Origin of the sequence: Alteromonas sp. RW2A1 (genome assembly GCF_001886475.1) — a bacterium.
GTDB lineage: Bacteria > Pseudomonadota > Gammaproteobacteria > Enterobacterales > Alteromonadaceae > Alteromonas > Alteromonas hispanica.
Genome location: NZ_CP018031.1, coordinates 3,718,594 through 3,744,633 on the forward strand (window position 1 = coordinate 3,718,594; position 26,040 = coordinate 3,744,633).

20 protein-coding genes are annotated in these 26,040 nt (G+C 44.7%); 14 read left to right on the top strand and 6 right to left on the bottom strand.

The genetic code is table 11. The features are described from left to right. Positions 1-95 precede the first annotated feature (95 nt). The 8 genes from BM528_RS16410 (at position 96) to BM528_RS16445 (ending at position 12,147) form a co-directional block, all read left to right on the top strand. Positions 96-3,440: an amidohydrolase family protein gene (locus BM528_RS16410; protein ID WP_071980754.1), complete on the top strand. Its 3,345-nt coding sequence runs from the start codon at positions 96-98 to the stop codon at positions 3,438-3,440. Between the two features lie 317 nt (positions 3,441-3,757). Then, complete coding sequence (locus BM528_RS16415; RefSeq protein ID WP_083595323.1) at positions 3,758-4,303, top strand: hypothetical protein; 546 nt, start codon at positions 3,758-3,760, stop codon at positions 4,301-4,303. Between the two features lie 21 nt (positions 4,304-4,324). Further along, positions 4,325-5,578 carry a hypothetical protein gene (locus BM528_RS16420; RefSeq protein ID WP_071980755.1) on the top strand — a complete coding sequence of 418 codons (1,254 nt, stop codon included), beginning with the start codon at positions 4,325-4,327 and terminating at the stop codon, positions 5,576-5,578. A gap of 202 nt (positions 5,579-5,780) precedes the next feature. Next, complete coding sequence (locus BM528_RS16425) at positions 5,781-7,232, top strand: hypothetical protein (RefSeq protein ID WP_071980756.1); 1,452 nt, start codon at positions 5,781-5,783, stop codon at positions 7,230-7,232. A gap of 10 nt (positions 7,233-7,242) precedes the next feature. After that, entirely contained in the window at positions 7,243-9,228 is a 1,986-nt protein-coding gene (locus BM528_RS16430) for an SUMF1/EgtB/PvdO family nonheme iron enzyme (protein WP_071980757.1), read from the top strand. 124 nt (positions 9,229-9,352) lie between these two features. Continuing rightward, entirely contained in the window at positions 9,353-10,123 is a 771-nt protein-coding gene (locus BM528_RS16435) for a MotA/TolQ/ExbB proton channel family protein (RefSeq protein ID WP_071980758.1), read from the top strand. A gap of 15 nt (positions 10,124-10,138) precedes the next feature. Continuing rightward, positions 10,139-11,197, top strand: a complete 1,059-nt coding sequence (locus tag BM528_RS16440; protein ID WP_071980759.1) for a VWA domain-containing protein — start codon at positions 10,139-10,141, stop codon at positions 11,195-11,197. Further along, positions 11,197-12,147: a VWA domain-containing protein gene (locus BM528_RS16445; RefSeq protein WP_071980760.1), complete on the top strand. Its 951-nt coding sequence runs from the start codon at positions 11,197-11,199 to the stop codon at positions 12,145-12,147. Before BM528_RS16440 ends, BM528_RS16445 begins: the two co-directional genes overlap by 1 nt. 169 nt (positions 12,148-12,316) lie before the next feature. Here the strand turns inward: BM528_RS16445 and BM528_RS16450 are convergent, their stop codons facing one another. Further along, the gene (locus BM528_RS16450) at positions 12,317-13,861 is read right to left on the bottom strand and encodes a hydroxymethylglutaryl-CoA reductase (protein WP_071980761.1); all 1,545 of its coding nucleotides are present in this window, start codon (positions 13,859-13,861) and stop codon (positions 12,317-12,319) included. 469 nt (positions 13,862-14,330) lie between these two features. Between BM528_RS16450 and BM528_RS16455 the strand changes: the two genes are divergently transcribed. From BM528_RS16455 to BM528_RS16475, 5 genes are all read left to right on the top strand, one after another. Continuing rightward, positions 14,331-15,584, top strand: coding sequence for an HlyD family secretion protein (locus tag BM528_RS16455; RefSeq protein ID WP_071980762.1), 1,254 nt, complete (start codon positions 14,331-14,333; stop codon positions 15,582-15,584). Between the two features lie 2 nt (positions 15,585-15,586). After that, a complete protein-coding gene (locus tag BM528_RS16460) occupies positions 15,587-17,857 on the top strand; it encodes a peptidase domain-containing ABC transporter (RefSeq protein ID WP_232230517.1) in 2,271 nt (756 codons plus the stop codon). Then, positions 17,854-18,165 (top strand): helix-turn-helix domain-containing protein, encoded by a 312-nt coding sequence (locus BM528_RS16465; protein WP_071980764.1) that lies wholly within the window; start codon positions 17,854-17,856, stop codon positions 18,163-18,165. Before BM528_RS16460 ends, BM528_RS16465 begins: the two co-directional genes overlap by 4 nt. Before the next feature lie 46 nt (positions 18,166-18,211). Then, the gene (locus tag BM528_RS16470; RefSeq protein WP_071980765.1) at positions 18,212-18,421 is read left to right on the top strand and encodes a hypothetical protein; all 210 of its coding nucleotides are present in this window, start codon (positions 18,212-18,214) and stop codon (positions 18,419-18,421) included. Positions 18,422-18,568: 147 nt separating this feature from the next. Further along, the gene (locus BM528_RS16475) at positions 18,569-19,537 is read left to right on the top strand and encodes an ATP-grasp domain-containing protein (RefSeq protein ID WP_071980766.1); all 969 of its coding nucleotides are present in this window, start codon (positions 18,569-18,571) and stop codon (positions 19,535-19,537) included. Between the two features lie 102 nt (positions 19,538-19,639). Here the strand turns inward: BM528_RS16475 and hslU are convergent, their stop codons facing one another. The 4 genes from hslU to priA form a co-directional block, all read right to left on the bottom strand. After that, positions 19,640-20,968, bottom strand: coding sequence for an HslU--HslV peptidase ATPase subunit (gene hslU, locus BM528_RS16480; RefSeq protein WP_071980767.1), 1,329 nt, complete (start codon positions 20,966-20,968; stop codon positions 19,640-19,642). 116 nt (positions 20,969-21,084) lie between these two features. Beyond that, the gene (gene hslV, locus BM528_RS16485) at positions 21,085-21,609 is read right to left on the bottom strand and encodes an ATP-dependent protease subunit HslV (protein WP_071980768.1); all 525 of its coding nucleotides are present in this window, start codon (positions 21,607-21,609) and stop codon (positions 21,085-21,087) included. Positions 21,610-21,755: 146 nt separating this feature from the next. Further along, positions 21,756-22,334 carry an SPOR domain-containing protein gene (locus BM528_RS16490; RefSeq protein WP_071980769.1) on the bottom strand — a complete coding sequence of 193 codons (579 nt, stop codon included), beginning with the start codon at positions 22,332-22,334 and terminating at the stop codon, positions 21,756-21,758. Positions 22,335-22,476: 142 nt separating this feature from the next. Then, entirely contained in the window at positions 22,477-24,669 is a 2,193-nt protein-coding gene (gene priA, locus BM528_RS16495; RefSeq protein ID WP_071980770.1) for a primosomal protein N', read from the bottom strand. A 286-nt stretch (positions 24,670-24,955) separates the two neighbouring features. Here priA and rpmE point away from each other — a divergent pair, with 286 nt between their 5' ends. Continuing rightward, entirely contained in the window at positions 24,956-25,168 is a 213-nt protein-coding gene (gene rpmE / locus BM528_RS16500; RefSeq protein WP_071980771.1) for a 50S ribosomal protein L31, read from the top strand. 205 nt (positions 25,169-25,373) lie between these two features. On the opposite strand, the gene BM528_RS16505 is transcribed toward rpmE, so the two are convergent. After that, positions 25,374-25,688 (bottom strand): hypothetical protein, encoded by a 315-nt coding sequence (locus BM528_RS16505; protein WP_071980772.1) that lies wholly within the window; start codon positions 25,686-25,688, stop codon positions 25,374-25,376. Positions 25,689-26,040: the final 352 nt, after the last annotated feature.

The following is a 26,040-nucleotide window of genomic DNA, read 5'->3' on the forward strand; positions in this document are numbered from 1 at the left end:
TGCGGTTTATAACATAAGCTTGCAGAGCACAAACACCAAGCAAACATCACACAAACAAGAATAACTAACGACATAAAAAGTTGGAATTAATCAGAATGAAGAAATTATCACTAAGCCTTATCGCCACGGCGCTGATGGCTGCCAACATCAGCCCTACCCTAGCACAGGATGCCGACGTTGAAGGTAAAAATAAAGAAACAGCTGTTGAAGGCTATGACGTAGAAAATTGGGATGTAAGCAACCCTCCTTACAAGCTTAACGAAGTGGCAATAAAAACTACTGAAACCACTTGGTCTAGTTTAGATGTAGCACCTAGCGGCAAGTTTATGATCTTCGATATGCTGGGGGATCTGTATAAAGTTGATATTGACGGCGGTGACGCCACTCCTCTCACTCAAGACTTTGCATGGAATATTCAGCCTTCTATCTCGCCTGATGGAAAACATGTGGCGTTTATATCCGATCGCGATGGGTTGAGTAACGTATGGTTGATGGATATAGACGGTGGGAACCTTCGTCAAGTAACAAGCGAGAAAAACAACCTCATTCACTCACCTAAATGGAGTCCCGACGGCGAATACCTAGTAGTAACAAAAGGCATAATGTCGAAGCGCAGTATACCCGCAGGTGAAATTTGGATGTATCACAAATCAGGTGGTGATGGACTGCAAATAAAGGCGAGAAACAGCGGAAAACGAGACCAACAAAATATTGCCGACCCGGTATTTTCTCATGATGGTAAATATATTTACTTTACTGAAAACACGGTGCCGGGCAGCCGTTTCGAGTATAACCGCGATCCGCTAGAGGGCATTTTTGCTATTACCCGTTTCGACCGCGAAACCGGTGAAGAAACTCGTTACATTAGCGGCACCGGTGGTGCAGTGGTTCCCACGCCTTCTCCAGACGGTAAATACGTTGCGTTCATTCGTCGCGTGAAAGACAGAACGGCTCTATTCTTAAAAGATATCAAAACCGGGGTAGAAACACCGCTTACTCTTGAGTTAGAACGCGATATGCAGGAAGGCTTCGGTTCGGAAGGCTATTTTGCTTATTTCGACTGGATGCCAGACAGTTCAAAAATTGTGTACTGGACAGGTGGTAAGTTCCACACTATCGACATTGATGACAAAACTACTTCCACTATTGATATTAGCGTAGACGCAACATTGCATTATGCCGATGCGCTACGCTTCGATGTTGACGTGGCGCCAGACGAGTTTGATGTGAACATGATACGCTGGTCGCAGCTGTCGCCAGATGGCGAGACAGTATTATTTCAAGCCCTCGGAAAACTGTATGTTCGCGATGTTGAGTCGGGAAAAATTAAACGCCTCACCAGACAAGATGATCACGACGAATTCTATCCACGCTTTTCTAACGACGGCAAAAAAGTGGTTTACACCACATGGAACGACCAAGACCTTGGCACTGTTCGCGTGGTATCTGCGCGCGGCGGCAAAGGCAAAGTCATTAGTGAAATACCTGGTCACTATATTGAACCATCGTTCTCTGCAGATGGTGAAAAGGTATTGTTCCGTAAGTTTACTGGCGGGTACCTACTTGACCCTAAGTATTCGGTTGAGCCAGGTATTTACGTTGCGGACCTAGATGAAGACACAGTTACAAAAGTAACCGACGGCGGTTATAACGCGCACTTTGCTGGTGGCGACGACCGCGTTTACTTTACCGAATCTGCGGGCGGTGAAGCATACTACGAAACCCAACTTTCAAGTGTAAATCTGCAGGGTAACGATAAGCGCACTCACCTATACGGAGGCACAAAAGTAAGTGAGTACAAACTCTCGCATGATAAGAAATGGATTGCGTTCGTTTATCAATTTAAAACCTATGTAGCGCCTTTCGTTGAAAATGGCAAGAAAATCACCATCGGCCCAGATATGACTTCGTTGCCTGTTACCCAGCTTTCTTCTCGCGCAGGTGAATACTTAACCTGGTCGCCAGATAATAAAACGTTGAGCTGGTTTAACGGCCCTACTCTATTTAAACGTAGTCTTGACGAGGCCTTCGCGTTCGTTGATGGCGCAGCAGAAACACTACCAGAACCAGTAGCACAGGGTATAGACCTGTCTTTTACCACCAAAGCAGATAAACCCACTGGTTACAAAGCGCTAGTTGGCGGAAAAGTGGTGACCATGCGCGATGCCGACAATACGCAGGAAATTATTGAAGACGGTATTGTACTTATTAAAGACAATCGCATAGAAGCTGTTGGAAAACGGGGCGACATTGATATTCCTGCCGATGCCATGCAGATTGATACCAGTGGAAAAACCATTATTCCTGGCCTTATTGATGCCCATGCCCATGGCTCGCAAGGAAGAAACGAGATCATTCCGCAGCAGAACTGGAGTCAATACTCTAACGTGTCCTTTGGTGTGACAACGATTCACGATCCATCGAACGACACTACAGAGATTTTTGCGGCGTCTGAATTGCAGCGCAAAGGTAAAATTGTTGCACCGCGTATTTATTCAACCGGAACCATCTTATATGGCGCGGAAGGGTTGGGTTACAAAGCCATCATTAACGATTACGACGATGCCTACTTCCATGTTGAGCGCTTAAAAGAAGCCGGCGCGATTTCGGTGAAAAGCTATAACCAGCCTCGTCGAGATCAGCGCCAGCAAGTGCTATGGGCGTCTAAGAATCAAGACATGATGGTAGTGCCAGAAGGCGGAGGTAAGTTTCAGCAAAACCTCACTATGCTGGTAGACGGGCACACGGGGTTAGAACACAGCCTGCCAATAGAAAAAGGCTACAGTGATGTCACTCAACTTTGGAAAGCCACAGAGTTTGGTTATACCCCTACATTTGTCGTGTCTTATGGTGGCATGATGGGTGAAGAGTACTGGTATGACAAAACAGAGGTATGGAAAAACCCACGCCTATTGCGCTACACGCCATCAACCATACTTGATAGACGGGCTATTCGCAGACCGACTGCGCCTGAAAATCAGTACAACCATCAAAACGTTGCGAGCTATGCTAAAGAGCTTCGAGACGAGGGCGTAAGCGTGCATATTGGTGCTCACGGTCAACGTGAAGGTTTAGCTGCTCATTGGGAGTTATGGATAATGCAACAAGGTGGGTTTACGCCGTGGGAAGCACTGCGCGGTGGCACTATCGATGGTGCCAAACACCTAGGTATGTCGAAAGATATTGGCAGCATCGAAAAGGGCAAACTAGCTGATTTAGTGGTTATAGAGGGCGATGTACTTAGCGATATCAGAAAAAGCGAATACGTTGAATATACCGTGCTAAATGGCCGTGTTTATGAGTCGGCTACCATGAATGAAGTGGGCAGTAAGAAGAAACGCAAACCGTTTTTCTTTGAACAAGACAATGCCACCTTTATGCCACAGGAAACTGCTGATGCTATTGAAGCAAAAGCCCATCATTTCCATTGGGAGCATTAATACTGATACAACGTATGTATGCAAACTAGTAAGACATAATTGCTAGTAGTTAGAAAGCCAGTGAATGATGAGTAAGACCTCGCTTTACTGGCTTTTTTGTTTATCTGATGGTTTTTTAGCGTCATAAAAGGTGCTATAAAAGTAAAAGATTGGCCAGCAGCGCGAATGTTTTTAAACCAGCATAAATTCGAATCAATATAAATTCGATAAAAAGCAACGTTGCGAATGGCCGTGTGCTTCCTCCTAGGGCAGTTCCACTGCTTGGAAAGATAATGTGGGAGTAGCGATATGATTACATTTAACGTGAAAAGGATTTTATGGACGTGACCCCTCGTGTACCGAGTCTTCTGACCTTTATAGTATTAATGAGTTTGTCTCACTTTGGCTTAGCCGAAGGCACGCCTATTTATTTTGAAGACTGCTCAGTACTAGATTTTGGCGAGCAAGACACCTCCTCTATGACAGAAGCAGAAAAAATAAGGGCCATGGATCAATCTCTTTTTCGTGTTTTAGATCAAACCGAAGAATGTATGGATAGCGCCGTTCAATCTAGCGCTGAAAGCGTCGCAAATGCTGCTGGACAGGGTGCGTCAGGCGGACAAGGGGCGGCTGGCGCTGCTGGCACGTCGGGCAGTACTTCAGAGTTATCTTCCTCACAATCAAAGACAAGTACAGATTCCGCGGCAACAAATACACAAACCACATCAACGCAAACGTCAACGTCTAAAAAAACTATTGGCGGTCAGGCGAAGGGCGGCAGCTCAGCGGTATGCGATGCGGTTAACACAGGTTTACAAAGTGCAACAACAGAGTCTGAAAAAGCGCACTTTCAAGAATTAAAAAAACAATATGGTTGTAATTAACAATGAAAGGAAGGAAAGGAAATGTCTTCGTTAAATAAAAAGCTATTGACTGTGATAGCCACTGCCTCGCTGCTGATAATAGGTGGATGTGGCTCAACACAAACAAGTGTATCAAGCGTAGGCCCATCAATGGTTGGTCCGGGTGCGGGACAGGCGTTAGGTTCTTCATCGAACTCTTACAGCTACAATTCTTCCATTTATATGGATGTCGCTATTCCGGTTTTTGACCCAGGCTTCCCCACCAAGAGCGACGGTTCAATAGATTATGACGAAATTGAAGAGGAAGGCATCTGGCCCCAGGTACGCCGCTTAGAGGCAAACCGTTTTGCTATCGCTACCAAGGAGGCGTTAGGTAAAACTAAGTCTTTTGGCAGCATTAATGTGACTCCTGACGCTTCCGCACTGGCCGATGTTTACGTTCTCGGCATCATTAACTATTCAGACAGCGAAACAGTCGAAATTGGCGTGAAAGTAATGGATGCAAAAAACGCAGTTTGGGGCGAAGAAGAATTTGAATATCGCGTAAGCGAGGGCTGGTACAGAGACGCAATGTCGCGTGGTGAAAACCCTAATGGCCCAGTATTTGAGAATATCGCAAAGTTTGTATACGACTTACTTAAGAAAAAATCAGAAGCTTACAAAAAAGAAGTACAAACTATTTCGGATCTTCGCTATGCACAAATGTACAGCCCAGAAGCCTTTAGCCAATATTTAAAGCAGGATAAAAAGGGCAGAGTTGAACTTGTAAGCGCTCCAGCAGAAAACGACGCCATGCTGCGTCGAGTCCGCGCTATTCAAGCAAAAGATGAACAGTTTATTGACAGCCTTCAAGAAACCTACGAAGCATTTTGGGTAACCACAGAGACGCCCTATAGACAGTACCAAAAAGAAACTCTACCCGAGGCGAAGAAAATTCGTGAACTAGAAGCTGAACGTACTACAAAGCAGGTCACTGCCGGCTTATTTGCAGTCGCTTCTGTACTTCTTGGTTCTAACTCTGGTTCAACAGCAGGACAGGTAGCCGCTGCTGGCGCAGGTATAGCAGCTATTGGTACGTTAAATGAAGCCATTAAAACGAACAAAGAGCTTCAAGCTCAGCGTAATTTGTTTGACGAAATGGGGCAAAACTTAGATATTCAAGTGGCTGATCAAATTGTTGAAATAAACGATCAGCAAATTGAACTTCAAGGTACCGCCAGCGAGCAATATTATCAGCTCCGTTCTCGTCTCAAAGACATCTATGAGATGGAAGCAACGCCAATGACGGCGCTTTAAGTACACTAACTTACTTTCGTTTTTTAAAGCAAAAGTGCTCGTAAGCATTTAAGAGCGCTTTTGATGAAACAAGTGTGCTTACTCTGCAACGAAGCCGATTTTCAATTTTAAATATCGGCTTCTTGCGAGTTAACCCAAACGCCACGCAGAGGAATATTTTACTGTTGAAGCGTTTTAAAAATGTAAAAAGTCCAAGGTACCCATGCAAAGCGTTGATAGGGCAATAGAAGAAAGCCGAGCGAAAAAAAAAGCACAAATAAAGAAGGTACTATTAGCGGTTTTAACGCTAGCGGTGGTAGTGGCTATCGTTATTTTGCTTATTGCAGTTTTGCCAGCACCTTCATCGAACTCTGATAACAAACATCAGGGAACCGGCAGCTCAAATGCGAGCAGCGACAACATTAGTACTGAAAAAGCGTTCAGCGAAGCGCAGCGAAAGGCATTGCAAAAAAGGCTGAGCGAAACAAAGGCGCAAGTTGAGGCTATGTCTGCTCGCGTCAGCTATTCAAAGCGCTTTACCAAAGCGGCAAAAAAGATTGAAAACCAATTAGCCGAGGCCTTCAACGCGTATGCTGACGCTAATTACAGTCATGCTGAATCAATTGTCTCTGAGGTGGAAAGCAACACAGTTGCACTGATTAGCGCTTTCGAACTGGCTTACACCGAGCTCTTTGAAAAGGCGCTAAACGCGTTTAATGAAAATGACAATGCCACTGCCTTTAATTTAAATCGCCAGGCTTTAGACATTAATCCACAGTACAAACCCGCAAAGACACTGCAGCAGCGCATAGATGTTTTCGAACAGGTTCAAGATGCTTACGAGCAGGCCCGAGTAGGTAAAATTGAAAACGATATTGTTAAACAGCAGACAGCCTATACAGAAATTGTAAAACTCGACCCCTTGCGAGAAGATGCATCTCAAGCCCTTGCCGCTATTAACGAACAGCAAAAAACAATTCAATTCAATAATTTGTTGGCAAAAGCCAAACGCGCCATAGAAAAGGAGCAGTTCACAACGGCTAGCCAGTTTTTATCTGAAGCTAAGACTATCGATGCAAATAGTGAAGCGCTTAAACTCTTATCTCAGCAATTAGACGCAAAAATTGCTAACAACAATTTAACTGAGCTTGAAAATCAGGTCGCTCTTTTTATAAGCGCTGATGAATGGGAAACCGTAGCATTACTTACTAACAAAGGCTTAAAGCAGTTTCCTACAAGTCCTCTGCTTTTAGAATCGAGCAAGAGCGCAAAGCATATTGTTGCTAGTCATCAACAGATAGACAGGTTTCTAAGCCAGCCTGAAAGACTTGCCGACGACAATATAAGAAATGCGGCAAATAGTACACTTGCGAATGCCGAACCTTATTTTGACAGGAGCGAAAAGCTGCGTGCTAAGGCGGATGTACTAGAGCAAACAATAAACGACGCGAATACACCAAAAGATGTCACTATTACCTCTGATAATGATACCTACATTAAAGTGCTTGGCGTTGGCATCGTTGGAGAAGTGAAACGTAAAACAATTCAGCTTAAGCCCGGTGATTATCGCATTGAGGGCAAACGCAAAGGATATCGTTCGACAATTAAAAATATCAAAGTGACGCCATCGTCCACTAATTTATCGGTACACGTGGTTTGCACAGAGAAAGTATAAGGAAGACATTGTGAGTAGTATTGATGAAGCAATTGCAAAGGGAAAGCGACGTAGAAAAACAGCAGCTATTTTTTCGTTAATAGGGCTTTTTGCTGTAGCCGCGATTTACTTCATCTGGCTGTTTTTAACTAAAGGCTACGCGTTTAATGTAACCCCCGATGAAGCAGCCAAATCGCCAGCATTTCAAGTGGTAGGCGGCAACGCTTTTTTCATCAGCGATAAGCTGTATGTTATTGGAAGCGCAGCAAAGATAACCGTGTCTGCACCCAAGTTTGCGCCATCCACCCTCGATATAGTTAGCGCTACGCCTAGTACGATTGAGGTAGAACTCTCTCCTCTTCCCGCGACTATCAATGTTACCACACACCCCAACCTAGCAAATGTAAGCTGGTATGTTAATGGTGAGAAACTAACGGTAAATCATACTCTGCAGACAGAGTTACCAGAAGGCAGCTATGAAATATCAGCGACTCACCCGTTTTACAACACTGCTATCTTAACCATTGATGCGGAGAAAGCTGCATTAATTGAAGAGGTGATGGAACACACACCCATCGATGGCCAAATAAGCATTAACTCTTCGCCAGCAGGGGCCATCGTAAGTATTAACAACGAGTCGGTAGGCACTACCCCTATTACCGTCGCAAGACGGGGCGGGCGTTATGACGTAACTGTAGAAAAAGATGGCTTCGAGCCTTTGCATGACACCATTGACGTTACGAACCAACGCTTATCACCTTCTCGAAACTATAAGTTACAACTACTGCAGGCACAACTTTCAATAAGCACCTCTCCAGAAGGTGGTGTGATAAGCATTAATGGCACTCCCACCAAGCCTCAAACTAGCGTAAACGCCAATGCTACACATACAATTAACTACGAAAAACCAGGTTTCGTTTCTCAGCAGCAAAATGTTCAGCTACAGCCTGGCGAACAAAAATCCATTCGCTTCGAGTTGGAAAAAGCGTATGGCGATGTGAAATTAGCATCATCACTCCCCGCTGAAGTTTTTGTGGAAGGCGTTAGAAAAGGGCAAACACCTTTAAGCTTGAGTCTTCAGACACTGCCGACAAAAGTGTCGTTTATCCGAGAAGGCTACAGAAGTGTTGAGAAAACGATAACGCCTAATAGCCAAAAAAGCTTAACCGTTAACGCTGAAATGCTAACCGAGTTTGACGCAAGGCGCAGGGAGGGCAAACCTCTATTTGCCGCTGCATTGGGGATTCAAATGACCCTGATAACGCCAAAAAAATTTACCATGGGCTCGCCGCCAAATGAAAAAGATCGCAAGCGCAACGAACACCAACTTACTGTTGACTTCTCTCGCAGGGTGTGGATTTCACGACACGAGATTACCCAAGCTCAGTTCGCGGCATTTACAGGAAAAAGCGCAAATACGGGGGCATCGATACCCATTACTAATATCAGCTGGGAGCAAGCCGCTGCGTTTACTAACTGGTTAAGTGAAAAAGAAGGGTTAACACCTTTTTACATTATGCAAGGAAACCGTGTAGTTGGGATAAATGCAAAGGCCAGGGGGTATCGATTGCCCACTGAAGCTGAGTGGGAATTTATTGCAAAAATGAACCGACGGGCTTCTTCCACTATTTTTGTTTGGGGAAACCAATACCGGCTTAAAGATAAACAGGGAAATTTTGCCGATGCATCGCTTAACGGCCAACAAACGTTTGTTCTGAAAGAATATGATGACGGATTCGCTGGCGCAGCTCCTGTTGGCTCGTTTGATGCTGACCGTGGCGGCTTTTTTGACTTAGATGGTAATGTACGAGAATGGGTACACGATGGATATTCAGTTACACCACCACAAAATAGCCGCACTGTCGTTGATTATCTTGGACCTAAAGGCAGCAAGCATGTTGTTAAAGGGGCCTCGTTTAAAACAGGTCGGTTAAAAAATATTCGAGCAAGCGTACGAACAGGTGAGAATAGTGCACAAGACGATATTGGCTTTCGGATAGCAAGATATGAGAACTAGAATGAAAAAGAAACTAATAGTGACGGCCATTCTTGTGGTTATCGCAGGCTCGGCCAGTGCATACTTTGTATCACTAGATGCGCCACAAGACTTTCCAACCAACATTTAGCGCCAAGGGTTTACTATGAATAAAAACAATGCCTTATCGATGAACCCCAGCTTTTTGTTTAGCGGTGGTGTTTTTCTGTTGATTTTTGCGGTGGTTCATTTTCTTTTTGCTGGATTTATACGTCCAGCAGCAGAAAAAGTGATGGCCACAGCGGGTACAGCCTCTTTGTCTTCTTTTTGGGTTATCTTAAAAGATGTGGAGCAGCAGGTGTGTATTTCCCTCATGCTATTTTGTATTTTTTTGATGGTATACAAACTGTGGAAACTTCTTGACGAAGAAGAAATCTACTCTCGCGATTTATTACCCGAACACAACAAAGAACAGCCGTTAAATGTAGACGAAGCAATACATGAATTGTCTTCTTCATCGTATAGCGATACACCTGCTTACAGTACATGGATAAATTGTATTCGGCGGTATAAAAACACAAACAATGTTCAGCACGCCGCCGACGCGATCCATTCGTCGATTGAAAACATTGCGGCACAGCTAGAAAGTGGCAACAATGTGATTAGGTACATCATTTGGGCCATTCCGTCTATTGGCTTCGTTGGAACGGTGCGCGGTATAGGCGCTGCGCTTGCTCAGGCCGACGCCGCACTGGATGGCGATATCGCCGGAATGACGGCGTCGCTCGGTGTTGCATTTAATTCAACATTAGTCGCTTTGTTTATCTCATTAGTATTGATGCTGTTTATGCACTTATTAAATGGCCGGCAAGATACTATGGTTATTCGTACACAAGCATCATGTGAACGTCATTTACTGTCTCATCTGCATCACTAAACGAGCAACGTAAACATGCCTAAAGTGCGTAAAGCAACCGACGGATTTAACCTGGCATTTCTTGATGTAATGGCATGCGGATTAGGCGCGGTCATCCTGATCTTTATACTCGTTGATTTTAATGCGTTTACCCCTATGCCCACCGATGAGAAAGAAAAATTAGAGCAAGAACTCGCTGCGGCAGAATCTGAGCAACAAAAGCTGAAAAAGTCGATAGATGAAGTTAACGATAAAATAGCCCTTGAGTCTGCTAAACAAGATGATGCGGAACAAGCGCAGGAAGATAGTTCACAAAACCAGTCTAAATTGTTGCAAGATATGTCTACAGAGATGGCCGTAGTGGCAGACCTTGAAAACCAACTTGCAGCGCTGTCTAAAGAAGTAGAAAAATCTGCCAATATTCAAATGCAGGGAACCGGAGAACAAAATTACATTACAGGCATGAAAATAGAAGGCCGCGACATTGGTTTCTTAATTGATAGAAGTGCCTCTATGATGGGCGATACTCTTCTAGATGTGTTGAGTAAACTCGCCCTTAGCGATAGTCAAAAAGTCTCTACAGACAAATGGGTACGCACAAAGCGAGTCGCGCAGTGGATGCTCGCACGTGTGCCGCAAGAATCAAGGCTTACAGTTGTCACCTTCTCTGATACCGCTAAGCCACTTGGCATACGAAACGTCAACAGTGCAAAAGTGAGTGGCTCAATTAACGCCATCGTAAAAGATCTTGGCGCAGTGGTACCCGCTGGAGGTACAAACCTTCAAGAGGGCCTGGCAGTGTTATTCAACGCAAACCCTAACATTAGCGATGTATATATTGTTACCGACGGATTGCCTACCCTTGGTGAAGGCTTACCGCTAAGCTGCCGAAACTTGATAAGTAGCAAAAAATCTATCTCATCAGACTGCAGAAGAACATTATTTGTCGAATCAGTAAAACGGGCCAAAAAAGGGGTCAGTTATAACGTGATTTTACTGCCTATTGAAGGCGATCCCTATGCCTCTCCCATGTATTGGGAATGGACCCGGGTAACCAGCGGCACTTTCCTTGCGCCCGCGCCGGAGTGGCCCTAATGAGAAAAATTCAACGCGCGCCAGTAGAGGTTTTTAATATTGCCTTTTTAGACATTATTTCCTGCGCCTTTGGCGCCGTGGTAATGCTCGTGTTGCTGGCCAAAAATGGCACTGAAGATACCGAGCGAGGCCCTAGTAACGTAAGCGTGCTAATTGACCAAGTTTTACAAGCGCAAGTCAATGTTGAGTCGCTTAAAGGCGCGCTTTCAGATAAGCAACAAGAATTGCGCGCAGCAAAGAGTAAAACTGCATCGGTAACAGACGAACAACAGAACTTAGATTCATCAATCCCTCGTGCACAACAAACCATAACACAGTTACAAGACAAGGCCTCATCGCTGAGAAAAGAGATTCGCCAAACGACTGCAATGCTCAATACGCCTAATTCAACGGACACTCCGGATGACGATGTAGGCGGTATACCTACCGATGCTGAATATGTCATTTTCGCAATTGATAATTCGGGCTCAATGTCTAATGGCAGTAGCTGGAATCGAGTGATTACCATTGTTAACGATATTTTGAAAAACCACCCAAAAATGAAAGGTTTCCAAATAATGTCAGCTGACGGAAGCTTTATGTTCTCAAGCAAAGCGGGGCAATGGTTAGACGATAGACCTTCGATGAGAAAGACGGCGATGGATCAGATGCAAAGTTTTAAAGGTGGTGCCAGTCAACCCGAAGCGGGCATTTTAAAAGCTATACAGTTCTACAAAAAGACTAAGGGAACCGTCAGCCTTTATGTGTTCGGTGATGATTATCAAAGAGCAAACCTAGACCAAATTGTTATGCAAATAACACAAGCAAATAGCGGAGCCGATGGTAAACCTATCATACGTATTCATGGCGTAGGTTTTAGTCGCAGTAATGGCAATGCTCAGCGTTTCGGGGCATTTATGCAAGCAGTAGCAAAGCGAAACCGCGGTGCGTTTATAGGTCAGTATTTTTAAAAAAAGGGATTAAAGCTTAAAGCGCTGGCAAGCCCTACGGCGATTTATGCACTTTACATAAAGACTTCATTGATAGCTCTGACAACATTTACTCGCCGCTATTTTTTGGCAGCTCACTTTCACCGCTCTTTCCCCGAAATGAAAGAGCGGCTAGCGAAAATATGTATGCTTAGCGATTGCGCCCGTACTGTTCGTGAGACGACACCCAATCTGAAGAGCTAATGGCTGAGGCCAAGGATATTTCACCTGCCAGTACCACTGAAGCTACGATTTCTGCAAACTTATATACGCGGTCTCGGCCGTAGCAATCGAGCAATTCTAAACATTCTCTTTGAGTACCAATACCTGTACCACCGCCATAGGTTGCCACAATCAACGACGGTATGGTGATAGAAACATACAGGTCGCCCTCTTCTGTTAGTTCTGAGTACATAATAGCGGCTGATGATTCAGAGACATTTGCCACATCTTGACCTGTGGCGATAAACATAGCGGTAATACCGTTTGGTGAATGCAAGCCAGTGTTGTTCACACCAGACAAGAACGAGCCCACACCAGCCACTCGGCCGTGGTAATCAATTTGTTTAGGGTCAACGCGCATTACCTCTAACAAATGCTCACGCTTTATCGTCGCCTCAGCGGTTACTCGCTTGCCTCGTGTGCGCATAATATTAATTTGTGACGCTTTTTTATCCGTCGCGAAGTTAGATTCGAGGTAGAAGTTCTCTATGCCTTCGTAGTGATCTAAGATCCACCCGCAAGCGGCAAAGGTTGCTCTACCAACCATATTCTGACCCGCCGCATCACCTGTTTTATAATTAAAACGCAGGAATGCGAATTTATTTGATAGGAAATGATCGATATAGGTGAGCTTGGCAATACTAGACGTGGCCTCAGCCTCTTCGCGTATTTTGTCAATATTCTCTTGTACCCACTTTACGAAGTCACGTGCGCCTCGTGCGTTTTCGAATATAAATACTGGCGCTCGCTGCATAGCATCATCTACTACTGTAGCTGTTACACCACCGCTCATATTAAGCAGCTTCATACCACGATTGTACGATGCCACTAAAGTGCCTTCTGTTGTAGCTAGCGGAACAACAAACTCCCCTTTAGCATGCTCGCCGTTGATTTTTACCGGCCCTGCGATACCAATAGGCACTTGGGCTACGCCAATAAAATGCTCAATATTTCCCTGTAAGTCATTAGGATTTATGGAGTATTGGCCTACGTGATTGACTTTTTTGCCGGTGGCGCTTTCAAAATATTCTTGGCGAGTTTTTATAATAGACTCACCATAATCATCTAAGTCATCGCGAGGAATATGTGCGCTTCGCTCGCCGGCCAGAGTAATATTATCCTCTACTTCAAATTTTAACTTCCCAAATGGCGACGCCGAAAAGCATATTCCTAGCTTTCTTTTTTCAGGGCAGGCGTCTTTATCAATATCTAAATGCAACGTGATGGTTTGTCTAAGGGCAAAAGGCTTGCCGTCTGATTCGTTAAGTTCTGCAGCGGACAACGAGGAGTCATGAGTAAGCTGCACAGTAATCTTGTCTTCTGGAATTTTTTCACCATCTAAAGATATCCAATGAAGCTTTTCAATTGTGGCGTCTTTCAAACGGTTTTTTAACGAGAACGACAAACCCTTATTGGTCTTAGAAAGGCTAGCGCGGGTGTAGAGTTGTTTTAATAATATGCTGGGCACAAACATGAGACTTCCTTAATAGCGTATGCATTTTTTATTTCTTTTTAGGAGATAAGCCAAACGACTTATTGTTTTTTATAGCACATTCTTTATACAGATCTATGACTACTTGTTATTTAATGTAGGTCAATCTTTATCGCTTTGTGAATATTTCATCTTCTATTTTTGAGCCATTGTTTTTAATTTTGAGCCATCCCCCCATTTCTACTGACCTGCAAAGCCTCGGGCTTGAGTTCACGACCATTTTTCCCATTGCTAACCTATTGTGAATATGTCGTCGAGAACAGGACGACATTGAGGTATCTGGCAGCAATAAGGGAGGCGTTAAGGATTGTGATGCCACGGAGAATATGTCTGCAGGGAAGAGACAGCCAGATACCTTTAATTAGCAATATCATTATAGATAAACAGCTATGAATAAACCGAGATGCTAAAAAACGCAGATTAAGCAACAAAAGGTATACAAGGAAAAGTAATGAGAAAGGGATTATTCCGACAGGAAGCCATCAATCAGCAATCTACCTCTATTGGTGGGCGCTTATTAATGACTCCAAAACCTGCCTACATGATGATTACTGCCATATTAGTATGCTGGTTAGTCGCGGCTAGTCTATTTTTAATGCACGGAAGCTATGCCAGAAAAGCCTCGGTCCATGGATGGATAGAGCCACAGGGTGGCGTATTTAAGCTTTACGCAGGCGCAAGAAACGGCAGAGTATCTCAGGTGCTTGTTGCTGAAGGACAATATGTAAAGCGCGGCGATGCGTTAATTAAAGTGAATTACAGCGGTAAAAATGCATCTGGAAACCAGGTGAGTGAAATCTTACTGCGCGAGCTCAAGGAAAAACAACACCGCACTCAGGGTATTGTGGAGAGGCTGGGGGCACTGCATAAAGCTGGACTAGCTGACCTCAATACCTCAATTGAACAGCTATCAGAAGAACTGCGTGAATTAGAAGCACTGGTCGACATAGCCACTCATCAACACGAGGTAACGCAAGCCCAGTTTGAAAAAGCACATGCGCTTTATCGCAAGGGATACGTTAGCCAAGTTACTATTCAAGAGCAGCAAATAAAGGTACTTGGTAGCGAGCAAAACCTAAAACTCTCCGAACAAAATCTCAGCGCAGCTGAAAATAAAATCTCGTCGCTCATTCGTGAACGCACTTCATTGCCAAACCGGCAGCAAAACGAGCTGGCTAAATATCAGAACACCCTAAGCGATTTGAACCAACAAATTTTGGCTCATACCAGCGAAAGCGAACAAATTATTTACGCCCCAAAAGCAGGAATAATATCTGGTTTACATATCAAGCCAGGTTACGATATCAACAGTAACCATCTACTGGCCACCCTTGTACCTCAGTCTTCAGCTATGCAAGCTCATATGCTTGTGCCCGTGCATTCAGCTGGATTTATTGATGAGGGTCAACGGCTGCACATTCGATACGATGCCTTTCCTTATCAGAAATTTGGCGTGCAGCCAGGCCAGATACGCAATATTTCGAAGACGTTGATTTTACCTGGAGAACTGCACAGCGCACCTGTAGGCAGCTCGGAACCGGCATACCTCGTTACCGCCGACGTAATAAACAATACGCTAATGGCATATGGCAAGCAGATTGAGTTGAAATCTGGCATGACGTTTTCTGCTGACATCCAGCTTAGCCAACGCACCTTGTTAGAGTGGTTTTTAGAACCCTTGTATAGCCTGTCAGGGAGGCTATAACTGTGTTTGACCAAACTACATCACCATTAAACTTATCTTTTCTACCAAAACGCAGGGTGCCCCTGATACTGCAGAGCGAAGCTGCGGAATGTGGTCTGGCGTGCGTGAATATGATTGCGCAGTTTTACGGTGACAAGCGAGACTTAAACGCAATGAGGCAAAGCTTTTCAGTCTCACTTCGCGGCTGCACGCTGCAGGATATTATGAACATTGGCAAGCGTGTAGGCCTACACTGTAGAGCATTAAAAATTGAACTCGCTCATTTACGCCAGCTAACGTGCCCAGCCATTTTACATTGGGACATGAAGCATTTTGTGGTGTTAACTCAAGTAACCAATAAAAAGGTAACCATAAACGATCCTGCGCTGGGCGAACGTATCCTTACTCTTGATGAGGCATCGCGTTGCATAACAGGTATTGCACTTGAGGTGCTGCCTGCAAATGAATTTACGCCTAAAAAGAGCACGCCAACTATTTCACTTAACGATTTTTTCTCCAATGCCGTTGGCTTTAAACGAAATCTTCTGGTTCTCATTGCGCTATCAATAGTGTTGCAACTGTTTGTACTAGTAAGCCCCTACTACATGCAAACTGTGGTAGATGACGTGCTAATTTACAACAACAATGCCCTTTTAGATGTATTAGCGCTTGGCTTTGCACTCTTATTGGTTATTGAGATATTTACAGCTGTTTTGCGTAAACTGCTGGTGCTTTCGGTCTCTACGCGGCTACAGCTTCAACTTTCTGCTTCGGTATTTAAGCACTTACTTTCGCTGCCCCTAGACTATTTCGCCAAACGCCATGTAGGCGATATTGTCTCTCGCTTTAATTCACTCAGCCATATTCGCGAATTTTTAACGACGGGAGTGGTGACCGCACTGCTCGATGGTTTATTCGCCATTATCACGCTTTTTGTAATGGCAGTGTACTCTCTAAAACTTACCTTGCTTGTTGTCGCCGTAATGACGCTGTATGTAGCGCTGCGCTTAGGCGTACTGTCTTTTATGAAACGCCTAACAACCGAGAAAATTGGTTTAGCTGCTTCTGAGCAGAGCCACTTTATTGAGAGCATGCGCGGTATGTTGCCCATTCGGGTTTATCGTCAAGAAGTACAGCGTCAGAGCCATTGGCAAAATAAGCTGGTTGCCGTTTTGAATAAAGACATTAGCTTAGGCAAAGTCAATATAGGTAACGACGCCGTTAATAAAGCTATGTTTGGTTTAGAAAATTTAGCTGTTATTTATGTGGGCGCTAACTTAGTCATGGACAGCACCATGACAATAGGCATGTTATTAGCGTTTATTGCATACAAAAACCGCTTTTCCAGCGCCATTGACGGAGTAGTCAATAACGTCATTGAATACAAAATGCTGAGCGTTCATTTTACTCGGCTAAGCGATATTGTGCTGGCTTCGCCTGCCTGCGACACTGAAAACCCTCAAGCCTATCCAGCTCTAAATTCACAAGCTGGGTTAGCAAATACGCTATCTTCGGACACAAACGCTGGCTCACAAAAACCTGAAAGCGGGCTTTGTGAAACAAACGAACTCGGTGGCGTGAAGTCTCCTCAAGCAGTTGCCATAGCGCTGTGTGCAAACAACATAAGCTATCGATATAGCGAGGCTAGTGAACCTGTATTTAGCGGTATTGATTTACAGGTAAACCATGGCGATATTATTGCTATTACAGGTGCAAGCGGCAGCGGAAAGAGCACGCTTTTGAAATGCCTTATGGGGCTGTACATGCCTCAAGAGGGCAAGGTTCAACGTCATAACTCATCAAGCCGTCGTAATGCTTGTAAAGTGGCCTCTGTTTTACAAGAAGACACCTGCTTGAACGGCACCATTGCCGACAATATTAGTTGTTTTTCAGAGACTCCCAACTTAGAGAAGGTCGTTCGCGCCGCTCATTTAGCCTGTCTTCATGACGAAATTGTCGCTATGCCAATGCAATACCATTCTCTGGTTGGCGATATGGGCAGTAGTTTAAGTGGCGGTCAAAAACAGCGGCTATTGCTCGCCCGAGCGCTGTACCAAAGCCCCGATATTTTATTTTTAGATGAAGCCAGTAGTCATCTCGATATGGCTAACGAAGAAAAGATAAACCAGCATCTTAAGACACTCAATATCACTCGAATTATGGTGGCACATCGACCGCAAACTATTGCCATTGCGGATACGGTTTACCACCTATCAAATCAATCCTTACAGGTTTTCTCTCCCTCAATTATGGAAAAGGAAGCCACCCCAAAAACCTATGGAGAAGACCAATGAAAACACACGAAGTGAGAGAAAATAACGCACTTATGACAGAGTCGGAGCGCATGCAAGTGGAAGCTCAGGGAATTACATCAAGTGGAACTTTGATACCTATAAAGTGCTTATCTAAAAGAGAGATGCAGGTGGTACATAAAATAATGGGTGGATGCTCCAACAAATCCATCGCAGATGAACTGTTTATTAGCGAGCGTACGGTGAAATTTCACTGTGCCAATATTTACAGAAAACTCAATATCACCAGTCGGACTGCATTAATCGCCGGCTGCTTTAGAACACTTTACCGAGAGGATGTATCGCATTAGCGCTATAACCTCATTTTAACCCACGCTAATACAAGGAGCGTAATCAATGAAAGACCAACAACAAGCAGTAACGTTAGCCGAAAGTCAGCTATTTGCAGTCTCGGGCGGCAATAGCTTACAAACCATTAAAGAAAGCCTGTCTTCTAGGCCCATACCAGGAGCACCCATTACGGGAAGTCCTACACCAAAAGAGCCGATTTATATCACTATGGCAATAGGCGAAGGTGGCGGTACCTTGCCAGATATTTTGGCTTAGGCGGGAGCGCTAGCACTAGGGGCATAATGTCCCTAGTGCTCAATTATTTCGATCTTGTCGTAGCTTGCAATAAGCGTGTTAAAAAAGCGACTTGTGCGAAACCCTAGACACAAACCATATAACCCACTCATGTAAAAGGTATACCGCATGTATGTAGGACTGATAGGCGATGAATACGACCCACAAATGGTTCACATGGTCAGCGCATTGGAAAGTACCAATGTTACCGCTTTTGTTGCCAATACCGCTTATTTTGGCAGTGGATGGACTATAAGTTTCGATCCAGACTCTAATGAAGGCTTTTTGCATTTTCCGCCGTCTCAACAAAGACTTCCCACAAGGGTAATGTTTTCAGATATAAAGTCTGTGTACTGGCATCAATATATTCCCACTGATACGGCTGCTCCTCGGCAAGTAAATCCATCTTCAAAAGCAGAGTCGGTAACAAGCAGTCAAACGTCCGTCTCTCAGCGCATGTGGATAGAGCAAGAGTTATCGAGCACACTGCTATGCTGGTTCACCTATGGCGCCACTAAATGGGTAAATTCTATTGATGCTGTGCGCTCCCATCAGTGCAAGCCCATGCAACTAAGCGTTGCGTCTCAACAGGGAGCAAATATTCCCTATTCTTTCGTTGGAAATGCACCTGAAGCGGCGGCGCAATTTTGTAGCAACATGCCTGAAGTGGTGTATAAACCGGTTAGAGGTGGAAAAGTAGCGCAATATGTCAATAAAACGGAGCATTTACGACCCCTGCTCACCACGTTACTCTCACAGCGCCCTGTGACATTTCAAAAGTATATAAGTGGCACGAATATTCGCAGTTACGTACTTGGAAAGGAAGTGGTGAGCGTACTTATTGACAGCGTAGAACTGGATTATAGAAATGATATAGATGCCACGCCGGTAATTACCATTATCCCTCAAGACGTTAAACGCCTGGCAATTCGAATCTGCGCCGCATTAGGTATGCATTGGTGCGCTATAGATTGGCGAAAAACGGATAAAAACACATATTATTTCTTGGAAGCCAACCCCAGCCCTTTTTTTCTAAAGGTTGAACGGGATACGGGGTTAGATATTACCGGCAGGCTTATTAGTCTACTGCAAAATTAAGAGGTAGTTTTCCTTACTTTAAAGGCCTCTGGTTTTAACAGTGCTGAGAACAAAAAACCCAGCGGTTTGCTGGGCTTTTTATGGCTGATGGCGTGAACTCGACTATAGAATAAAACGCGAGAGATCTTCGTTATCAACCAATGTTTCTAAGTGACTATTTACATAATCAGCGTCGATGACAAATGATTCACCGCTTTTTTCAGAGGCATCAAATGAAATATCTTCCATTAAACGCTCGAGCACAGTATGAAGCCTACGGGCGCCGATGTTTTCTGTGGTCTCATTCACCTGCCATGCCGCTTCAGCTATGCGCTGAATACCAGAGTCGTCGAAGGTCACATTCACTCCTTCAGTCTGCATTAGCGCAATGTATTGTTGCGTTAAAGAGGCATTAGGCTCGGTAAGGATGCGTTTAAAGTCGCCGACTTTAAGCGCCGATAGCTCAACGCGAATAGGCAAACGGCCCTGCAACTCAGGAATGAGATCCGATGGCTTGCTCATTTGAAAAGCGCCTGAGGCAATAAACAAAATATGGTCTGTTTTAACCATACCGTGTTTCGTCGATACCGTAGAGCCCTCAACCAAAGGAAGTAAATCTCGCTGTACGCCCTCGCGGGAAACATCGCCAGAGTTGTTGCCTTCGCGCTTACAAATTTTGTCAATCTCATCTACAAACACAATGCCGTGCTGCTCAACTGACTCAATGGCTTTTTCTTTTAAGTCTTCTTGATTAACAAGACGGGCCGCTTCTTCCTCAATCAGCATTTTGAACGCATCTTTAATTTTCAGCTTCTTCTTTTTCTTTTGCGAACCAGACAGATTTTGAAACATTCCCTGCAGCTGGTTTGTCATCTCTTCCATACCCGGAGGAGCCATAATCTCAACACCCACTTGGGGGAGCGCAACGTCAATCTCAATCTCTTTATCGTCTAATTCGCCCTGGCGAAGCTTTTTGCGAAACGCCTGACGGGTTCCTCTATCCTCTACTTCTTCCTTGTTTCCCCACGCATCTTCAGGCGGAGGAAGTAACGCGTCAAGAATGCGATCTTCCGCTGCTTCTTCAGCACGGAACTTCACTTTCTTCATTTCATTTTCTTTTGTCATCTTAACGGCGATGTCCGCTAGATCACGAATAATTGTTTCTACTTCTTTGCCCACATAACCAACTTCGGTAAACTTTGTCGCCTCTACCTTGATAAAAGGCGCATTAGCAAGCTTGGCTAAACGTCGAGCAATTTCAGTTTTACCTACGCCTGTTGGACCAATCATAAGAATGTTTTTTGGCGTTACCTCTTGACGCAATTCAGGCTCTAACTGCATTCTGCGCCAGCGATTTCTAAGCGCGATAGACACAGCCCGTTTTGCGTCTTGCTGGCCAATAATATGGCGGTCTAACTCGTGAACAATTTCTCTTGGTGTCATTTCAGACATGAATAAACCCTTATTTCTTTGATACTCGGACTGCGCGTAATGAATACACCGAACTACCGGTCTGCGCAGTACAAGGGCGTAAGTAACCTTTTGCTACCGCCCCGTCGCTTCATTCATTAGTAATCTAATACATCTACCGTTTGGCTATGGTTCGTAAATACACAAATATCGCCAGCAATAGTGAGTGATTTCTCAGCAATTTCTTTTGCCGTTAGCTCAGTATTTTCCAGCATAGCAGTGGCCGCAGCTTGTGCGTAATTGCCACCAGAACCTATCGCGATAAGGTCGTTTTCTGGCTGTACTACGTCTCCATTCCCCGTGATGATGAATGAAGCGGTCTCGTCAGCCACCGCTAAAAGGGCTTCGAGTTTTCTCAGCGCTCTGTCGGTACGCCAGTCTTTTGCAAGCTCAACAGCAGCTTTGGTTAAGTGGCCTTGGTGGGCTTCAAGCTTGGACTCAAAGCGTTCAAATAGTGTAAACGCATCGGCTGTGCCACCTGCGAAGCCTGCGAGTATTTTATCGTGGTAAAGACGACGCACCTTGCGCGCATTGCCTTTCATTACCGTATTTCCCAGCGATACTTGACCGTCACCAGCCATCACCACCTGATTTCCACGTCGTACAGATACAATCGTTGTCACGTTTTTTCCCCGTTTAGCTGGGTGTATCCGCCGTGAGTATATGAATTCACGGCGGTCACTTATCTAGTCTATAAACCATAAGTGGGGGAGTGGTTTATATTTTCAAGGGCTTTCGCTTACGGCGCTGTGTTTATCGTAAGGAGAACTTACAAATTCCAGTACCAAATTTGACATGTAGCAATGTTGACTTTGCGCAGGCTATGCTTCGCTTTTTCCGCGTCGCGCTTAGACTCAAAAGGCCCAAGAATAACGCGAAACCATTCGCCGTTACTTCCCGAGCTCTGGCGAATTAACGCTTCTAACCCTTGAAAGGCTATTTTCGCTTTCATTTCTTCCGCTTGGGTACGGGTTCTAAAAGACGCACATTGCATAAGATAACGCTTGTCAGATTTTTCTTGGGCTTGAACGTCAACTTCTACCTCGTAACCCGGTAGCGTTTTAATGTATTCCCACTCTTCCTCTGGTAACTCTGGCAATGCTTCTTCTGTCGGTGCTACTGCCCTTGAAGACTGCACATCTACATCCCCCTCAACATTGTCTTTGATCGACCACAAAAACCCCCCGAAGCCTGCCACTAGCGCAACAATAATTGCTATTTTGAATAGGGGGAGCTTGTGCATATTTGGCGCACTAACTTGTCTGCTACTCGCTCGCTTATTAGCATTGTTTGGGGCTTTTTTCTTTTTTTGAGAGCGTCCGCGGGACACGTAATCACGTTGAGCCATAGTCGGCGATATTCCTGCTTGTTATCGGTGTTTGTTAGGAAATAATTTCGTAAGGCAATAGTAGAGGCAGCAGAACTGTTTGTGCACTACTTTGTTATTAAATTTCGACAACTAGAATTTTAACGTATTGCTTAGCAACAAGCTAACTGAAATCTGTAGGGTCGATATCCACCGACCATCTTACTTTCGAGGCCTGATTGAGTGATTGTAGAAAAGGAAGTGATTGACGCAGGGCCTCGTGTAATGGGGCGCGTTTTTGATGACTACATATCAACATAAAACGGAAGCGTCCCTGTCGTTTTTCTATTAACGAAGGGAAAGGACCATTCATTTCAAGCTCGTTACTGTACGAAGTAAAGACGCCACGACACCCCTGCAAAAACGAGAAAGCCTGCGCGCTGTCTATCGACTCACAACGCACTACAAACTGACTGATGTAAGGAGGAAGACCCGCTGCCTTTCTCTCTGTTAATGCATGTCGGGCAAAATGTCCGTACCCATTATTCACTAAATCCTGCAATAAGGGATGGTGGGGATTGTGAGTTTGTAACCACATTTCACCTGGTTTAGCCGCACGCCCTGCCCGCCCTGCCAGCTGTGTAACAAGTTGTGCGAGTTTTTCTGGGGCTCTAAAGTCGGCACTAAATAATGCCCCGTCGCAATCGAGTACGGCTACTAAGGTGACGTGAGGAAAATGGTGTCCTTTGGATAATATTTGAGTGCCGACAAGCAGCTGGTACTCTTGACGATTAATTGCATCTAGCGTGCTGTGCAGCTTATCTTTACCGCGTACCGTGTCACTGTCTATACGCACTTGTTTAGCATCGGGAAATAAAGACATTAACCCGTCTTCTACTTGTTCAGTACCCGTACCTGCTGTAACAAGGGTTGAGCTGTGGCATGCTTCACACTGCCGCGGCATAACTCGGGTGCCTGCGCAGTGATGACACTGCAGGCGATTTTGCGACTTGTGCACTGTGTAAGGTCTATCGCACCGCTTACACATTACTGTCTCTCCGCAGTGGTGACACAGTAAGGCAGGCGCGTACCCCCTTCTATTTACAAATACCAGCACTTGATTTCCAGCATTAATATGCTGTCGCATTATGGTGAGTAACGCTTGCGATATACCGTAGTGCAGGGGCTGCTCTCTAGCATCAAGTACATGAAGCTGCGTATGCTGGGCTCCACCCGCTCTGCGCGTTAAATGCAAATGCGCATAGCGTCCACTAAGGGCATTATTCAAGCTTTCTAATGCTGGAGTAGCGCTGCCTAACAGCAAAGGAATACTGTGCTGTTTTGCCCGCATCGCCGCTAGATCTCGCGCGTGATAACGAAGACCATCTTGTTGTTTGAACGATTCATCATGCTCTTCATCAACAATTATCATACCGGGCGTTTTGAGCGGCGTAAAAATAGCAGAGCGCGTGCCAATAATTATGCCCAGCTCTCCGGCTCTGGCGCGTTGCCATACTCGCAGGCGCGCCTTGTCGGAAAGCTGGGAATGCAGAACGCCTACATCAATATTAAAACGCTTTTCAAATCGAGATACAGTTTGCGGAGTGAGCCCAATTTCTGGTACCAAAATGAGAATTTGCTTACCCGCGGACAATAGTGGCTCTATTGCTTGTAAATAGACTTCTGTTTTTCCACTGCCCGTTACGCCCTCTAGCAGACTTATTGCAAAGTTACCCTGCTGGCGATTAAGCGCCGCTATGGCGACAGATTGCTCGGTATCTGGCGTGGGCTTTTGCGCTACCTTCATTGTTGATAGCCAGCCCTTTGGTATTAGTTCAGGTACAACTTCAACTATTTCCGCCAGCGATTTATCGATAACGGCCTTAACTGCCGGTGCGCCATATAACTTTCTGCTTTGCTGGGCCGACAAACTCGATGTTTGCAATGCCTCAAAAAAGGCTTTTTGCTTGGGTGCTCTGGATAATGTATTTGATTGTGATTGCTCGCCAACAGGCGTGAGCCTTACTCTTTCTTCAGGAACTAGCTGAGCTTTTTCTCCCTTCCTTAATAGCACCGGCAACATAGCGTGCAGCACTTCGCCCGGCGCATGATGGTAGTATTGCCACAACCATTGTGCCATTTTGAGTAGAACTGCATCGACGATGGGATACTCGTCAATGACCGCTTCTACTGATTTTAACTTTTTGACGTTTTCTATCTCGTGGCTATCTTCATCTATTACATCAATAACCACGCCCACCAGTTTTCGCGGACCAAATGGCACCTGCACCCTTACTCCTGCTTCTAGTGGAGTAGAATGGGTATAGGTAAATAATTGTCGCAGCGGTACTGGTACTGCAACAGATAGGTAAGCCATTTTAGAGCAGGTCTCCGTCGTCAAATGTGAAAAGCTGAATATTAGCAAAAAAGGAAAAGTGCCATGTGTTGGTATTTAAACACAATAATCACGTTGATAATAAAGCCATTGTACTTTTGCTCACTTATCCAGCACAAAGACCTTGATCCAAGCCTCGGCTTCCTTTATTATCCGGCGCTCTTTTGCGATGGGCTGTAAATTTGCTGCCTGTCATTCGAATATTAAGTTACGTATGGTGTTTAGCTTCGGGCTGAATAGCGATACGGCCTTATGATGAGGTAATCCCATGAAACAAGGTATCCACCCAGAATACGCTGAAATTAAAGCAACATGTTCTTGCGGTAACGTAATGAATGTTCGTTCTACAATGGGTAAAGATATTAACCTAGACGTATGTTCTTCTTGTCACCCTTTCTACACTGGTAAGCAACGTAACGTTGATACTGGTGGCCGTGTTGATCGCTTCAAGAAGCGTTTTGGTGCACTTAGCAAGAAGTAGGTTCAACACGTTTGAACGTGACGAACAAGAAAAGCGCCTTTGGGCGCTTTTTTATTGTCTTTTGTTTATCTCAAAGCGTTTTATACTTTCTTCTCAACTACTTACACCTGAACTCACCCCAAACGTTTCTAGTATTTGAGGCTGAGCACAAGAACTATTTGCACGTATCAATCAAACAAAAATAGAAATACTGGGTAGTGGTGTACTAATGGTACAAGGGTTTTGATAAGTGCTTTTCCCAATCTCCTTGGCTTTGTTTATCGCATGCTTCTTCACTATCAAATCGTATTGAATTGGGTGTAGATTTTATGCTCTCTAAGGCTATGGTTACTTGCGTAATAAACGCCTCATCCCAGCCATCCGACAATGCATTATTGCGCTGACGCTCAGTGGTGAAAACAGCTACAACATCAGGCGAACGCCAATGTCCTTGGTGTGTGAGCCATATAAACCCATTGCCCTGGGTTTTGAAGGCTTCGCAAACATTAGTGAGTTCGTTAATTAATTTGCGCTCAGTCACTCTACTTCTCCTCTTATTGCGCACCTGGTGCCTAGCTTATACCATTAATCCGCATAGATAATTGCCTTAACTGTTTGTTGACGAGATTTCTGTTATTTAGATTTCTGTTATTTAGATTTTTGCACAGCGGCAAAATTAAAATAGTAAAAGCATATGGAAATCAGGTCCGGCATAAAAATTATGAATGACAAATATAGTGTTTACTTACTGGTCTAACAAGTTGTAGTCACCTACATTTATAATATAGAAACACATGAAATCACCGGTGGAAATTCTGATCAGATATGTACACCGTTATTGCCTGTGTTAGGGTAAATGATACTTGCTCCGTTTACACCAACACGGGCAGTTG

Bases quoted from the DNA above. Each gene is read 5' to 3' on its own strand.
- BM528_RS16410 (WP_071980754.1), top strand. From the start codon at position 96: ATGAAGAAATTATCACTAAGCCTTATCGCCACGGCGCTGATGGCTGCC.
- BM528_RS16415 (WP_083595323.1), top strand. From the start codon at position 3,758: ATGGACGTGACCCCTCGTGTACCGAGTCTTCTGACCTTTATAGTATTA.
- BM528_RS16420 (WP_071980755.1), top strand. From the start codon at position 4,325: ATGTCTTCGTTAAATAAAAAGCTATTGACTGTGATAGCCACTGCCTCG.
- BM528_RS16425 (WP_071980756.1), top strand. From the start codon at position 5,781: ATGCAAAGCGTTGATAGGGCAATAGAAGAAAGCCGAGCGAAAAAAAAA.
- BM528_RS16435 (WP_071980758.1), top strand. From the start codon at position 9,353: ATGAATAAAAACAATGCCTTATCGATGAACCCCAGCTTTTTGTTTAGC.
- BM528_RS16440 (WP_071980759.1), top strand. From the start codon at position 10,139: ATGCCTAAAGTGCGTAAAGCAACCGACGGATTTAACCTGGCATTTCTT.
- BM528_RS16445 (WP_071980760.1), top strand. From the start codon at position 11,197: ATGAGAAAAATTCAACGCGCGCCAGTAGAGGTTTTTAATATTGCCTTT.
- BM528_RS16450 (WP_071980761.1), bottom strand. From the start codon at position 13,861: ATGTTTGTGCCCAGCATATTATTAAAACAACTCTACACCCGCGCTAGC.
- BM528_RS16455 (WP_071980762.1), top strand. From the start codon at position 14,331: ATGAGAAAGGGATTATTCCGACAGGAAGCCATCAATCAGCAATCTACC.
- BM528_RS16465 (WP_071980764.1), top strand. From the start codon at position 17,854: ATGAAAACACACGAAGTGAGAGAAAATAACGCACTTATGACAGAGTCG.
- BM528_RS16470 (WP_071980765.1), top strand. From the start codon at position 18,212: ATGAAAGACCAACAACAAGCAGTAACGTTAGCCGAAAGTCAGCTATTT.
- BM528_RS16475 (WP_071980766.1), top strand. From the start codon at position 18,569: ATGTATGTAGGACTGATAGGCGATGAATACGACCCACAAATGGTTCAC.
- hslU (WP_071980767.1), bottom strand. From the start codon at position 20,968: ATGTCTGAAATGACACCAAGAGAAATTGTTCACGAGTTAGACCGCCAT.
- BM528_RS16490 (WP_071980769.1), bottom strand. From the start codon at position 22,334: ATGGCTCAACGTGATTACGTGTCCCGCGGACGCTCTCAAAAAAAGAAA.
- priA (WP_071980770.1), bottom strand. From the start codon at position 24,669: ATGGCTTACCTATCTGTTGCAGTACCAGTACCGCTGCGACAATTATTT.
- rpmE (WP_071980771.1), top strand. From the start codon at position 24,956: ATGAAACAAGGTATCCACCCAGAATACGCTGAAATTAAAGCAACATGT.